This window comes from Spirosoma horti, from assembly GCF_054776595.1.
This window is the reverse complement of record NZ_BAAHBQ010000013.1, coordinates 131,256-146,338: the sequence shown is the minus strand read 5'-3', so window position 1 is coordinate 146,338 and position 15,083 is coordinate 131,256. Positions and strand designations below refer to the sequence as shown.

Below are 15,083 nucleotides of genomic sequence, written 5' to 3'. Positions count from 1 at the left end.
CCGTTGCTGAACGCGCTCCGACAGAAAGAAAAACAAATTGCCGTCATCGGCCTCGGCTATGTGGGCCTGCCGCTTGCGCTTGCCTTTGCCCGCCAGTTTCGGGTCATTGGCTTCGATACCAACGCCGACCGGGTAGCCCGTTTACAACGACGCGAAGACCCATCCCGGCAGCTAGCCGCCGATGCATTCGAGGGGGCTGATATTGCCTTTACGGCCAATCCTGACGATCTTCAACAGGCCCATTTCTTTGTCGTTGCGGTGCCCACGCCCGTCGATGAGTACAAAGTGCCCGATCTGAAGCCGTTGCAGCGGGCATCCGAACTGATCGGCCGGGCGCTGAAGCCTGGTGACTACGTCGTTTATGAATCGACGGTCTATCCGGGTTGCACCGAAGACGATTGCCTGCCCGTTTTGATCCGTCAGTCGGGCTTGCGGCTGGGCGATGAGTTTAAACTGGGGTACTCGCCTGAGCGCATCAACCCCGGCGACAAGGTGCGAACCCTGACGGATATTCTGAAGGTCGTTTCGGGGAACGATGCCGAGGCCGCCCGGACCATTGCGGAGGTATATGGCTGCATTATACGGGCGGGTATTTACACGGCACCGAGTATCAAGGTGGCCGAAGCGGCTAAAGTGATCGAAAATGTGCAGCGTGACCTGAACATCTCGCTGATGAATGAGCTGGCCATCATCTTCGATAAAATGGGTATCGATACCCAGGAAGTTCTCAAAGCGGCATCGACGAAATGGAATTTTCTGCCCTTTACGCCGGGGCTGGTCGGCGGGCATTGCATCGGTATCGACCCGTATTATCTGCTCTATAAGGCCCGACAGCTTGGCTACGACCCGCAGGTGATTAATTCCGGTCGGCGGATCAACGACGGCATGCCCGCATTTGTCGCCACCAAGCTGGTGCAGATGCTGTTGCATCGCGATACCAATCCGGCCCAGACGAAAGTGCTGGTCATGGGGCTGACGTTCAAGGAGAATATCGCCGATATCCGAAACTCGAAAGTAGCTGACCTGGTGCGGGAGTTGATGAAATACGCCATCAACGTTCATATTGTTGATCCGTATGCGTCGCCGAATGAGGTAGCGCAAACCTACAACATGAGTCTGCTGGACAGGCCGTCTACACACTATGATGCCGTGATCGTGGCCGTTGGACACGATGCCTATCGGTCGCTGGATGTCGCCTATTTTAAATCGCTGATGAAAACGCGCCCCATTCTGCTGGATTTGAAAGGGTTGTATGCGGTGCAAAAAGACGACGAAATCGACTACTGGCGGCTCTAAACGGGATGATACGATGACGGTCGCTATAGTGGGAAGCCGGTTGTTCGATTCATTTGAGTACCATTTGGGCGACTCCTTCAGGGCGCTGGGGCATGCGGTTTCTATACTGGATATACCAGATGTATGGCCCGTGCCGGTCCGCCTGACGTATTGGCTAGCTCGTTTTAATGCCTCCTGTGACCGGCTGGTTAGCGCCCGGTTAGCCAGTAAAATTGCTGCGCTCCAGCCCGATCTGGTAATCATCGTCTACCGCCACCTGCACCCGGTCATTGTGGAACATATTAAGCAATATTTGCCGGATGTGCCCGTGGTTCAACTGAATCCGGACGCCCTCTCGAACCTGGAAAAGCAACAGATCATTGCGGCCGATTTTGATTACTATTTCTCGAAAGAGCCCTACATCGTTGATTTTTTGCGGGCTAAACTTGGCGCAAACGCACATTACTTACCCGAAGGATTCAATCCGCGTGTTCACCAAAGGCCAACTCTTGACAAGGTCGTTGCCGAAGAACGAACCAATATAGATGTGCTTGTTTATGGAAATTTGTACCCCTACCGAGCCCGTATGGTTGACCGACTCATACGCGCCGGTATCAACGTAGCGGTGTTTGGAACTAAGGGCCCTTATTTGGGTCGGACAGTGCAGTCGGCCTATCGAGGGCAGTATCTGGTGGGGGCGGAGAAAAACCGGCTGCTGTATGGCGCCCGAATCGTGTTCAACAATTTGCATTATGCCGAAATCACGTCCATCAACCAGAAATACTTCGAGATCAACGGGATTGGTGGGTTTCAGCTGTGCGATGACAAGCCAACCATCGCCGACTATACGGGCGTTCCGGCCGACGCAGTAACCTTCCGGACGATTGACGAGGCCATTGATAAAATTCGATATTATCTGGCGCACGCCAGCGAGCGGCATGAATTCGCCGACCGGCAGTACACCCATTTTCAGCAGCACCACACCGTCGATCACCGCGTCGGGCAGTTGCTCCATACGTTGGGAATGCACACGCTGGCGAGTTCGGCAGGGCCAAAACGGACTACCTGATGAACTGCCTAATAACGAGCATTATCGCCTTTGGATTAGCCATTTATCTGGTTGATAGTACCGTTCCGGAGGCTTTGGCGGTAGCGTTATCGGTCTATGTATTTCTGGTATTTATCGCGGGTATTGGCAAAACGATTGCGCTGCTGGCCTGTATCAGTTTCATTGCGTCGTTAGAAATTTTGCTGGTTCCCGCCCTAACGTACTGGCTGTTTCCGGCATCGATGCCGATTGAATCAGGGGTTTATTTTGGCTACGCCTTACCCGCTTTTCTGGCGTTTTATGCGGGCCTAAACGGGTTGGGTAGCCGTGGATCGGAGCGCCCGCATGTCGTCTGTATTCAAGCCGCAACGACGTATCTCCAGACAACACCAACGACCTGTATTGTCCTGTTAACCATTGGTTTGCTGGGGTTCACCGTCAAAACGATTGTGCCGACAGCACCAGCCATGGTCGGTACGATACCGTCATATTGCTTATGCATCAGTGCGTTTTATGCCTATTATTCCCGCAGCCCCTACCGGTTTGTCGTTATCGGTATAGTGGGGGCCGTGCTACTGGTCAATACGGTTTGGACGGGTATGTTTGGCGACTTGTTCTTTTGGCTGCTGTTGGCCGCTATTTTCCTGGCAGCCGGTAAGCCCGAACGGGTAACCACTCCGTTGAAAACGACCGTTCTCGTTTCCGCTTTTGCCTTTTTACTGCTGATTCAGTCGATCAAAGGAGAATACCGGTACAACACTTGGGGCTATAATCGGGGAGAGCGGACAGCGAATACGGCGCTGATGGCCGAACTGCTCGCGGATCGGCTTACCCATCCCGAAAAATTGCTGAACGCCGATCATGCGTTTCTCTCCTTCGTTCGGTTCAACCAGGGTATTATGATTGGAAGTGCCATGGCAAAGGTGCCGCTGCATGAAGATTTTGCCGGAGGGGAGGTGCTGCTCTCCCTGATCTACCCATTTATTCCCCGCCTGGTCTGGACGAATAAACCGCAAACGGGCGGCTACGAAAACATACGACGCTTTACGAGCCTGCGACAGACCGAAAATACGAGTATCAATCTGTCGCCGTTGGGAGAGGGCTATGTGAATTTTGGGTATGGCGGTATACTCTTCGCGCTCTTCTACGGGCTATTACTGGGTGGCACTTTTCAGTATGTCCTGCACCTGGCAGAACGCATGCCTTCGCTTGTCTTTTGGTTACCAATCCTATACATCGGCTGTCTAACGATGGAAACCGATCTGCTCTCAACCTGGGGCAGCTTGCTGAACAATGCCCTGTTTATTGCGCTGCTCTTTTGGGGATTCAAGCGCGTTGACATCCATCTATAATCTGCCTATGACTGTTCTGTATCTGTTTCGAAGCCCCGGTACTGGCTATAGTATTGATCAGTTGTTCGATACAATCCGCGTTGAACTAGCGCGGCAGGGTGTAAACACGAAGGCCGTTCGACTGCCGTACGTGAGTCGTGGATTACGAACGGTGTGGCAAAATCTGCGGTTTGCCAGACAGCTTACGGCCGATCTTTTTCACATCACGGGCGACGTGCATTATGTCACGCTGGCCTTACCCGCGTCGCGCACGATACTGACCATTCACGACTGCTTTTTGTTGACGAATAACCGCAGACGACCTGTCCGATACCTGATTTTCTGGCTGCTTTGGTATTACCTGCCCATTCGTCGGGCTGGCGTCGTGACGGCTGTTTCGGAGAAAACCAGGCAGGAATTGATCCGGTATGTGGGCCGTATCGCGCACAAAGTGCACGTCGTTCCCAACGGCTATGACCCTCTGTTTACGTATCGTCCAAACGCCTTTATGCACCAGCCGCCGAGGTTGTTGCAACTGGGAACGGCCCGGCATAAGAATGTAGCTCGCCTGATCGCGGCCATCGAGGGTATACCCTGTATGCTCCTGATCGTCGGCTCCTTAACCGACAAACTAATGGCTGAACTAGAGCAGCGGCAGATTCAGTATCGGCAGTATATCGACTTATCCAAAGAACAAATCGCTGAGTTATACCACGAAAGCGATATTGTTACGTTTATCTCGACCCGGGAAGGCTTTGGCCTGCCCATTCTTGAAGCCAATGCCGTGGGCCGAGTGGTAATCACGGCCCATGTTTCGCCAATGCGGGAGCTGGCCGCTGATGCTGCGCACCTAGTTGACCCAACCGATATAGCCGCCATTCGGACGGGTATCGAGCGACTCATTCAGGATGATAGCTACCGGCAAACCCTGATCGAGGCAGGGCTGAAAAACGCCCAGCAATATACCATTAGTCTGGCTGCCAAGCGCTACAAGGCGCTGTACAACCAACAATACCAGCTTGTTCATTTTTATTCGTCTGCTGTTTTATGAAGATAGTCATATCGGCCGACCGATTTTACCCGGCTCAGGCAGGGGGAGCAGCCCGCACTATTCATTGGCAGACTGTAACGTTGACAAGAGCCGGGCATGAGGTTACGGTGGTGGCCACTTCGGAGGATTTACCCACCGGCATACCGCTCGATCGTTGGTTGACGCGGGAGTTTGGGCGGGTGATCTATACACAAAATCCTTATTTTTATCTGCCCATTAAGCACATCTGGTATGGCTGGAGGGCTATCCGACAGGCGGATGTGGTGCATGTGAACAGCCTGTTTTATCCTGCTTCATTTGTCTGGATTGTTCTGTGTCAACTCCTGAATAAGCCCGTCGTGTGGTCGCCCCACGGCGAACTGAGCCCGGCGGCACTCCAGTTTCGACCACGCCTGAAGCGCTTTTTACTACTCATTTTTAGGCGGTTCCGATCAGGCGTTTTGTTTCATGCAACCTCTGCGGAAGAGGCCAATCAAATACATCATCACTTTGGTCCCGATGCACGTGTTGGAGAGCGCCGAACGATGATGGAACTGCCGGCTTTAGTCAGGCGGGTAGCCAGGTCGTATTTGTTGTTTATGGGACGATTACACCCTATAAAAGCGATTGACCGGCTACTGGAAGCGCTGGGTACATCCGCACTGTTTCGGGAAAGCGGCTACTCACTGGTAGTGGCTGGCCCTGAAACGGACAAGCTGTACGCACAGGAACTGAAAGCGTTAGTGATAAGGCTGGGCCTTTCCGAAAAGGTTTCGTTTGTTGGTCCGGTGCAGGGTCAACGCAAAGAACAGCTATACGCCGATGCTCACTTGCTGATTCTGCCCTCGCATTCCGAAAATTTTGGTAACGTGGTCATCGAGTCGCTGGCGCAGGGAACACCGGTCATAGCCTCAGCCAATACGCCCTGGCAGGTGCTCGAACAGGAGGGCGCTGGCCGTTGGGTACCTAATGAACCGGCTTCACTTCGGCAGGCTATCGAGCCATTCCTGACGATGCCGCCCGACCTGTATGAACGTTATCGGGCACGAGCCATTCATCTGGCCCGCCGGGATTATGACAGCTCCGTCAACTCGTCTATTTGGCCCGAGTTTTACCAGGCCGCCATACTGAGAACCGTACCCGAACGACTATGGACTATACCCGGCAACCCCTACGTGTCAGCCTCCGAAAAGTAATTCGGTATGTGCGGCTGTTTGGCCTTTCCAGAACCTGGATGAAAGTGCAGGCGCATTACCACATGAAACGGGTGTTTCCGGGGCGGCAGCCACTGCCCGTGCCCACTGAGCCGACGGGTAAGCAGGTAGGTATTTTGGGCTGTGGAAAGTTCGCCTATGCCAACGTGGCCTACTACGTTTATAGAAACTTCGGTGCGGTCATTCGCGGTGTTATGGATACCGACCTAAACAAAGCCATCTCGCTGGGGCAACGATACGGGGCCGACTACTACACGACCTGCGCTGACGATCTCATAAACGACCCGTACATCGATCTGATTTACATTGTTTCCAACCACGCATCACATGCCGAATATGCCATTGCGGCCATTCGGCAGGGTAAAGCGGTGCATATCGAAAAGCCGCACGTAGTCACGCACGATCAACTGGTGCGTTTGTGCGCGGCTATCCGTGCGTATAAGGGCCGCGTTAGGCTAGGGTTCAATCGGCCGGAAAGTAAACTCGGCCAATTCCTGATGCGGCAATTGGACGCGCAGGTTGGGCCGACAATGGTAAACTGGTTTGTGGCGGGGCATGCCATTCCCGATGATCACTGGTACTTCACTGAGGAAGAGGGCGGGCGGATTCTGGGGAATTTATGCCATTGGATTGATTTCACACTACGGTTAATTCCTGAGCCGGATCGGTTTCCTGTTCAGATTATTCCAGCCCGTTCGCGCCGGGCCGATTGCGACATCAGCGTCTCGTATCTGTTTGCCGATGGTTCCATCGGAACCATTACCTTCTCGGCCAAAGGGCATACGTTCGAAGGGGTCCGGGAAACACTAAATGCCCACAAGGGAAATCTGCTAGTTAGCCTGAGGGACTTTCAGGAATTGAGGCTGGATAATAAAGCCAGGGTGATTCGCCGTCGGCTTTGGTTTCGGGATCACGGACATCAGCAATCCATCAAAACCAGTTACCTCATGCGGACGGATTCGTCAAAGCAGGAAAGCCTGAAAATGATCTGGGAGACGGGCTATCTCATGCTCAAAACGAAAGAAGCACTGGATACGAACAAGCCAATCCGGGTAATGGGTTTTCGTGAGCCGTAAACCAGCCTCTAAACGCACTCGATATGAAAATTCTTAGCATCGTGGGTGCCCGTCCGAATTTCATGAAAGTGGCGCCCCTACACCGGGCTTTTCTATCGCAGCCAGATACCCAGTCTAAAATTGTCCATACCGGGCAGCACTACGATAGTCAGTTGAGTGATGTGTTCATTCGGCAACTCGATTTGCCACAACCCGCTCATTTTCTGAACGCATTACCCGGATCACCAGCTGAGCAGATGGCCGATATCATGCACAAATTTGACACGGTACTCCGTGTCGAACGGCCCGATTGGGTGCTGGTGGTTGGCGATGTGACTAGTACGCTGGCCTGTGCTCGGGTGGCGGCTCAACGGGGTGTTCGGGTGGCGCATGTCGAAGCGGGCCTGCGGTCGGGCGATAGCCGGATGCCCGAAGAATTTAATCGGGTTGAAACCGACCGGATCGCTGACTTACTCTTCGTAACCGAGCAGGCTGGCCTGGACAATCTTCGGCGCGAAGGCATCTCCCCCGAAAAAATCCATTTTGTTGGCAATGTCATGATCGATTCGCTGGTGCGGTACCGGCAGAAAGCGGCTGAGCTGAACACCCTTGCTCTGCTGGGAGTAGGACCCAAACAGTATGTGCTGATCACCCTGCACCGCCCCACGAATGTGGATACGGAACCTGGCCTGGAAAAACTTCTGCAACTGGTTCAGGGCATTGCCCAACACAAAACAGTACTGTTCCCGATTCACCCGCGCACCCGCACCAACCTAACTCGATTTGGCCTGATGGACCGTTTGGTGGCCATTCCGGATGTTCATCTTCTGGAGCCGCAGGGATACCTCGAATTCCTGAATCTGATGGAAAATGCGGCCATTGTCCTTACGGATTCGGGTGGGATTCAGGAAGAAACGACCTATCTCAACGTGCCTTGCCTGACCTTTCGTCATTCGACCGAACGACCGGTAACCGTCGACCTGGGTACCAATCACCTACTCGCCGACCTGAACCCCGAAACGGCCCTACAAAAGGTGAAGGAAATCCTGGATGGCCGCGTCAAAACCGGGCAAGTACCGCCTTTGTGGGATGGCCAAACTGCCGGGCGAATCGCGAAAATAATGGCTTCATTATGAAACAACTCATCCAGAACCTCAAAACCGGCGAGACGCTGCTCACCGATGTGCCAACGCCCCAGGTGCAACCCGGACAGGTGTTGATTCAGACACGAAGGTCTCTGGTGTCGTTGGGTACGGAACGGATGCTGGTCGAGTTTGGGAAAGCCAGCCTGCTGGAAAAGGTCCGGCAGCAACCCGATAAGGTGAAGCAGGTCGTTGAAAAAATTCAGTCGGATGGACTCAGGCCAACTATAGAAGCGGTCATCCGTAAATTGAACCAGCCGCTACCGCTGGGCTATTGCAATGTCGGAACCGTACTGGCCGTGGGCGACGGCGTTATTGATCTTCGCGTTGGCGACCGGGTGGCATCTAATGGGTATCATGCCGAAGTCGTTTGTGTACCCCGAAACCTGGTGGCGCTCATTCCCGATGCGGTAAGCGACGACGAAGCAACCTTCACCGTTGTTGGCGCCATCAGCCTGAACAGTATCCGGCTTTTGGCCCCGTCCGCTGGTGAAACGGTTGTGGTCATTGGGTTGGGGCTACTTGGCCTGCTGACGGCGGAATTGCTCCGGCTCAGTGGTTGTCAGGTCATTGGCGTAGAGATTGACGAAGTAAAATGCCGCTTGGCGGCAACACGTGGCATCACTGTTATCAACCCGGTATCGGGAGTAGATTCGGTCCGAGCAGTCATGTCAATGACCAGCGGGATTGGGGCCGACGGTGTGATCATCACCGCTTCTTCCCAGACGGATAAACTCCTGTCGCAGGCAGTTCGTATGAGTCGCCGGAAGGGAGCCATTGTCGTCCTGGGAGTAATCGACCTGACGATGAGCCGGGCTGACCTGTACGAAAAAGAGGTCGTTTTGCGCGTGGCGCGTTCCTACGGGCCCGGCCGTTACGATGAGGTCTACGAACAAAAAGGCCATGATTATCCAATAGACTACGTTCGCTGGACGGCGAATCGTAATTTTCAGGCCGTTTTGCAATTTCTGGCTATGGGCCAATTACAGGTGAGGTCATTCATTACCGACTCTGTGCCGTTGGCTGATTACCAGAAAATATACAGTACCCTACAGTCGTCAGGTCGGGTTGCGTCGCTGCTTACGTATGCTGAACAAGCCGAATTAAATCCGGTGCTCCGGTTGCGGGAACAGGCGTATGAGCCACGTTCCGGGACTATTGGAATCATTGGAGCGGGAAACCATGCGGGTGCCACGCTGCTGCCCGCTCTGAAAGCGGCTGGCGGAGTAATGAAAATCATTGCCAGTGCTGGTGGTCTGAACGCAACGGTGTTGGCCAGAAAGTTCGGCATCGCCCAAAGCACTACAGCGTACCAGCAAGTTCTCAACGACCCGGAGATTGACCTCTGCGTGATCACAACCCGGCACGATAGCCACGCCCGGCTGGCCATCGAGGCTCTGAGAGCCGGTAAGCATGTGTTTGTGGAAAAACCACTGGCTATATACGCGCATGAATTACCCGCGCTGATCGAACACCAACAGCAAGCGGGACGAATTGTGATGGTTGGTTTTAATCGGCGGTTTTCGCCTTACGCCCAAAAAATGAAGGCGTTGCTGGGTGGCGACCGGTCGGCGGATTTGCCGATGAATATTGTCGTGATCGTCAATGCCGGTTCTATTCCGGCTGCATCGTGGGTGCATGATCGGGCTGTTGGGGGCGGCCGTATTCTGGGCGAAGCCTGTCATTTTGTCGATCTGATCACGTTTCTGACGGGTAGCCGGGTCGTGCGCGTATGCCTGAACGCGATGGGGCACCAACCCTCCGAAGCAAGTGATTCGGCCTCTATGCTGGTCCACTACGAAAATGGCTCCACCGGCACCATCAATTACTTTAGCAATGGCAGCAAAGCTTACGCCAAAGAGCGGGTAGAGGTTTACTGGCAGGAACGTACGCTGATACTGGATAATTTTAGGGCGTTAAAGGGCTACGGATTTAAAGGATTCTCGACGTTATCGGGCCGGCAGGATAAAGGTCATGCCGAGCAAATGAAGCGCTTGATTAACCAGGTTCGCACAGGTCAGGAGCAGACGAATGAGCCGGTTGGCTCAGGGCAATCACTGATCCCATTTGACGAAATTATCAACACCACACAAACCATGTTTGCGGCTTTACAAAGCTTGCGGGAAAGGCGGTTTGTCGCCGTTACAGATATAACTTCTCAGAAATCAGATGGCGCGGATCGACCTGCGTAAGCCCGGACTAATCTGGCGAACAATCAGGTACCTAACGGTGCGCCAATTGTTCTTTCAGGTGCTTACCCGTCTGCGTACGCGACCACGGCTCCGCTTACCCCGGACGACCCCAACGGCTTATTTCCTGACGGTGCCTGATGCTGAAAAGCCCATATCGTGGCAAAACGGGACGTTTCTATATCTCAATCAGTCGTATTCGCCGGGGAGTGAACCAATCAACTGGAATTTCCGACAAACTGGAGCGATGGATTATAGTAAGCTCTGGACTTATAATCTGAACTACTTCGACTTTCTGAACCAGCCCGGCCTACATCCTCCGACAGGGCTGCATCTGATTCACGATTTTATCCAGAAAACCGATTCACTCCGCGATGGGCTGGAGGCTTACCCAACCTCACTTCGGCTTATTAACTGGATAGCGTTTTTGAGCCGACATCGAATTCGGCAGGAGCTGATTGATCGACATGTATTCGCTCAGATAAGCTTATTGCGCCACCGACTGGAATACCATATTGGTGGGAATCACCTGCTCGAAAATGGGTACGCTTTGCTCATCGGTGCTCTTTATTTTCGGCATAAACGGTGGTCTCGTCTAGCCGCAAGGCTTGTGCGTTCCCAACTGAACCGGCAGATTTTAGTCGATGGTGGCCACGACGAACGTAGTCCTATGTATCATCAACTGCTGCTCGATCGGCTGTTGACGGTTTTGCTGGCGTTGCAGCACGATACCTGGCATAAAGACCCTACGCTCGTTCATGATCTGTCCAACAAAGTCTGTCAAATGCTCAACTGGCTCACCGCCATTACGTTCCGTAACGGCGATATACCGTTGGTGAATGACTCGGCTACCGACATTGCGCCCACAACGGCACAACTTCTGGCGAAGGCAGAACGAGTGTTAGGTAGCCGATTGGGCTTGACAGAAACCCAGGAAATTCTCCCAACGGCAACTCGGCTACGTGACAGCGGCTATCGTATGTTTCGGACTGACCGGTACGAACTCTTTGCTGATGTAGGCCCGGTTGGGCCCGATCATCAACCCGGTCATGCCCACGCCGATACGCTTTCCTTCGTGCTCCATGTGGATAACCTTCCGATGATTGTGGACAAGGGCGTATCTACTTATCAGGTTGGCCCGCGCCGGGAGCGGGAGCGGAGTACGGCCGCCCACAATACGGTTGGTATTGACGGCGAGAATTCCTCCGAGGTTTGGGCTGGTTTTCGGGTGGGCCGCCGGGCCGGGGTAACCGTGCTGACTGATACACCAACCAGGCTGACGGCCCGGCATGATGGGTACCGCCGACGTGGGCTTATCCATGAACGGACGTGGTCTGTTGAGACGAATCAACTTCTACTGACCGATTGCCTGATTGGAATTCGGAGTCGAAAAAACTGGGTAGGGACGGCTCGGTTTCATATCCATCCCGACGTTCGGGTACAACTTTCCGGCGATCGAATTCTCGTTGGTCCGCTGCAATTCTCATTTTCGTCGGAAACCAAACCGGTCGTGTCCGTCACAAGCTACGATATGGCCGACGGCTTCAATCGGTTGCGTACCGGTCAATGCCTTGAGGTCGTATTTACTGCCTGTTTAGAGACCACCATGCGCCTTCTCGGATGAACATACTCTACCTGACCTTTTATTTTGAGCCGGACATCGGACCTGGTTCGTTTCGTAATACCGCTTTGGTGCAGGAGCTATCCCGCCAGCTTGGTTCAAATGATGCCATTCATGTCATCACAACGCGGCCCAATCGGTATCAAGCCTACACACCAACAGCTCCTGAACATGAGGAACAAGGCTACGGCAATTGCCCGGTTACCATCGATCGTGTTCAGGTCCCAGCGCATAAGAGTGGTCAACTGGATCAAATTCGCGCCTTCCTGACCTACTTCCGGGCCGCTTACCGACTTGCCCGGCAGCAGAACTATGATCTGGTTATCGCATCCTCATCCCGTTTGTTCACCGCTTTTCTGGGGGCTATACTGGTCCACCGTGGATTCGACCGTCGTGGATTCAGCCGTCGAATTCCCTTGTATCTTGATATCCGGGATCTATTTCGGGAGGTTATGCTGGAGATGCACAAAAATCCACTGGTTCGTTGCCTATTGAATATAGTTTTGTGGCCTGTAGAGTGGTTTACATTCAGCCGCGCCAGCCATATCAATCTGGTCTCCGAGGGCTTTCAACCTTATTTTCGACTCTTTAGCCAGGCGACATACAGCTATTTTACCAATGGGATCGACGATGTATTCTTGACGATTCCCGAACAGGTACCGGCGCCAGCGACATGCATCAAAACCCTTCTTTACGCGGGAAACATTGGTCAGGGGCAGGGCCTGCATAGAATTATGCCACAGGCGGCCCGGCAGTTGGGCGAAGGCTATCGATTCGTAGTCTTCGGCAGCGGTGGTGCAAAACGGGAACTGGAATCCGCGATTCGGGCGGAGAACGTCCGGAATGTCGAGATACGTGAACCCGTTAGCCAGGCGGAATTGATGATTCATTATCAGAACGCCGACTATTTGTTTGTGCACCTGAATGAGCTGGCGGCTTTCACACGCGTTCTGCCCTCAAAACTGTTCGAATACGGTGCGACGGATAAACCCATTGTCGCCGGTGTGGCGGGCTATGCCGCGTTGTTTGTGCGTCAGCACCTCGCCAATGCCATCGTTTTTGCTCCTGGGGATGTGGCTGATATGGTCAGGCAAATCCGCGAAACGCCCTATTATACTTCCCCTAGAACAGACTTCAGAGCAACCTTCCGACGGGATGCGGTCAGTCGGGCTATGGTTCGGCAACTACGCGAAAGACTGGATAATGGCTCGCCAAATGGGTTAAATACACCTAACGAGACTGCAGTATGAACATTCTACTAACGGGTGCTTCCGGATTTCTGGGGAGCCGAATCCATCAGCAGCTGGTATCGGAGCATTGCATTACCACGCTGGGCCGAACGGCCTGTAGTTCCCGCCATATTCTGTGCAATTTGGCCGGGCAGGTGCCGAACTTAGCGGACCGTCGGTTCGATGTGGTTATTCACGCGGCCGGGAAAGCGAATGCCGTTCCCCGTACGGCGGCTGAACGCGCCGATTACCAACGGGTGAACGGACAGGGAACCGCTCATTTACTGAACGCGCTGGAAAAGCTACCCAGTCTGCCAACAGCCTTCGTTCACCTGAGCACGGTGTTGGTGTATGGGTGCTCGTCTGGGCAGGAGCTTCAGGAATCGACGCCCCTCTTGGCTACTGATCCGTATGGGGCCAGCAAAATTGATTCTGAAAAGTGGCTACAAATATGGGCTACCCGAACGGGCGTCCGGTTGGCCATTCTGCGTCTGCCGTTGGTTGTCGCTGAACCACTACACGGGAATCTGGCTATTCTGCAAACGGCTATTCGGCGGGGGTATTACGTTCGGATTGGCAACGGGCTGGCTCGCCGAAGCCTGGTGCGGGCCGACGATGTTACGGCTGTACTTATCCGGGCGGCTCACGTCGGCGGTACGTTTAACCTGACCGATGGTTACCATCCGACCGTTCGCGAGCTGGAAGAGGCTATTGCCCGAAACCTTGGCCGGAAGAGACCGATTCCTTCCGTTCCACTGTCGTTGATCAACCCCATTGCTCGCCTGGGCGACGGCATCAATGCCGTTATTGGCCGTCGGTTTCCGGTTGACTCGATTGCGTTACAGAAACTAACCAGCACGCTGACGTTCTCCGACGAACGGGCTCGCCAACAGCTTGACTGGCATCCACGCCCGGTCCTTGACATATTCCAATGAGCTTAGCCCATTATGTTCTCCTAGCCCTTTTTCTGATCGGTGCCGAAGCGCTGTACATTCTCTTCGCGCGTTGGGCAGGGTTGTTCGATAAGCCCAATGGGCGAAGCGCTCACCAAAACGAAACGACCGTTCGGGCGGGAGGCTTCGTGTTTTATCCGGCGGTTATGGTGGCTATCGGGTCTGGTGAAGCCAATCGGTTGTACCTCGGGGCGGGTTTGACCGCTATAATGATCGTCAGCTTTTGGGACGATGTTTCTTCGGTGCCTAAACGCTACCGTCTGGCTATCCATGTGCTGGCGGTGGGGTTATTGCTAATGCAGGAGCGAGGTGCATTAAGCAGTTGGTATTTTGTTGCCGGGCTGCTGGTGCTGGGCGTCGGCATCGTGAATGCCTATAATTTTATGGATGGCATCAACGGCATGACGGCTTTTTATAGCCTCATTACGGTGGTGACACTCTGGTTTTGGCAAGCCCGATTGCCGGCAGAAACGGATAACCTGTTTCCGTGTCTGTGTATCGCGCTCCTGATCTTCGGCTACGTCAACGCCCGTCGGCAAGCCCTTTGTTTTGCGGGGGATGTGGGCAGTATTACCATGGGTTTCATGGTGCTCTATAGCCTTCTGGAAATGATTAATCAGAGCCATACTTACCTGCCCATTTTATTCCTTTCGGTTTATGGCGTCGATACGGGAACGACCCTAGTGTATCGGCTTTATTTACGGCAAAACATCTTCCGGGCGCATCGACTGCATCTTTTTCAGTTGCTGGTTCATCAAACGCATTGGTCGCATTTGCCGGTTTCGGCTCTTTATGCCGCCATTCAGGTGGGGATCAACATACTGGTACTTATGGCTATGCAATGGCCGCCAACGAGCCAGTTTTTGTTGGCCGGAGCCGTGTTGGGAAGTTTGACATTGGCGTGTGTATGGGCCAGAAACAGAGCAGGTAAACTAAAAGAGGTCGGTTTCGAAAAACCGACCTCTCATCAGGTATAAAAATGGCTAACTTCCAGCG

At 53.6% G+C, this 15,083-nt stretch carries 12 protein-coding genes; all 12 read left to right on the top strand.

Features of this window, described 5'->3' with window-relative positions:
• The first annotated feature begins 3 nt into the window (after positions 1–3).
• From ACYVAM_RS30105 to ACYVAM_RS30050, 12 genes are read left to right on the top strand one after another with little or no spacing between them, the layout of a single operon-like run.
• The gene (locus tag ACYVAM_RS30105; RefSeq protein ID WP_461073865.1) at positions 4–1,296 is read left to right on the top strand and encodes a nucleotide sugar dehydrogenase; all 1,293 of its coding nucleotides are present in this window, start codon (positions 4–6) and stop codon (positions 1,294–1,296) included.
• Between the two features lie 13 nt (positions 1,297–1,309).
• Positions 1,310–2,344: a CgeB family protein gene (locus tag ACYVAM_RS30100; protein ID WP_461073864.1), complete on the top strand. Its 1,035-nt coding sequence runs from the start codon at positions 1,310–1,312 to the stop codon at positions 2,342–2,344.
• A complete protein-coding gene (locus ACYVAM_RS30095) occupies positions 2,344–3,675 on the top strand; it encodes a hypothetical protein (RefSeq protein WP_461073863.1) in 1,332 nt (443 codons plus the stop codon). The genes ACYVAM_RS30100 and ACYVAM_RS30095 overlap by 1 nt, the downstream gene beginning before the upstream one ends.
• Before the next feature lie 7 nt (positions 3,676–3,682).
• Positions 3,683–4,705, top strand: coding sequence for a glycosyltransferase family 4 protein (locus ACYVAM_RS30090; protein ID WP_461073862.1), 1,023 nt, complete (start codon positions 3,683–3,685; stop codon positions 4,703–4,705).
• Positions 4,702–5,880 (top strand): glycosyltransferase, encoded by a 1,179-nt coding sequence (locus tag ACYVAM_RS30085; protein WP_461073861.1) that lies wholly within the window; start codon positions 4,702–4,704, stop codon positions 5,878–5,880. The genes ACYVAM_RS30090 and ACYVAM_RS30085 overlap by 4 nt, the downstream gene beginning before the upstream one ends.
• A complete protein-coding gene (locus ACYVAM_RS30080; protein WP_461073860.1) occupies positions 5,835–6,974 on the top strand; it encodes a Gfo/Idh/MocA family protein in 1,140 nt (379 codons plus the stop codon). Before ACYVAM_RS30085 ends, ACYVAM_RS30080 begins: the two co-directional genes overlap by 46 nt.
• 23 nt (positions 6,975–6,997) lie before the next feature.
• Positions 6,998–8,089 carry a non-hydrolyzing UDP-N-acetylglucosamine 2-epimerase gene (gene wecB / locus ACYVAM_RS30075; RefSeq protein ID WP_461073859.1) on the top strand — a complete coding sequence of 364 codons (1,092 nt, stop codon included), beginning with the start codon at positions 6,998–7,000 and terminating at the stop codon, positions 8,087–8,089.
• Positions 8,086–10,287 (top strand): bi-domain-containing oxidoreductase, encoded by a 2,202-nt coding sequence (locus ACYVAM_RS30070; protein WP_461073858.1) that lies wholly within the window; start codon positions 8,086–8,088, stop codon positions 10,285–10,287. The genes wecB and ACYVAM_RS30070 overlap by 4 nt, the downstream gene beginning before the upstream one ends.
• Complete coding sequence (locus ACYVAM_RS30065) at positions 10,265–11,908, top strand: heparinase II/III domain-containing protein (protein WP_461073857.1); 1,644 nt, start codon at positions 10,265–10,267, stop codon at positions 11,906–11,908. The genes ACYVAM_RS30070 and ACYVAM_RS30065 overlap by 23 nt, the downstream gene beginning before the upstream one ends.
• Complete coding sequence (locus ACYVAM_RS30060) at positions 11,905–13,155, top strand: glycosyltransferase family 4 protein (protein ID WP_461073856.1); 1,251 nt, start codon at positions 11,905–11,907, stop codon at positions 13,153–13,155. Before ACYVAM_RS30065 ends, ACYVAM_RS30060 begins: the two co-directional genes overlap by 4 nt.
• On the top strand, positions 13,152–14,069 hold the full coding sequence (locus tag ACYVAM_RS30055; protein WP_461073855.1) for an NAD-dependent epimerase/dehydratase family protein: 918 nt from the start codon (positions 13,152–13,154) through the stop codon (positions 14,067–14,069). Before ACYVAM_RS30060 ends, ACYVAM_RS30055 begins: the two co-directional genes overlap by 4 nt.
• Positions 14,066–15,064, top strand: coding sequence for an MraY family glycosyltransferase (locus ACYVAM_RS30050; protein ID WP_461073854.1), 999 nt, complete (start codon positions 14,066–14,068; stop codon positions 15,062–15,064). Before ACYVAM_RS30055 ends, ACYVAM_RS30050 begins: the two co-directional genes overlap by 4 nt.
• Positions 15,065–15,083 lie beyond the last annotated feature (19 nt).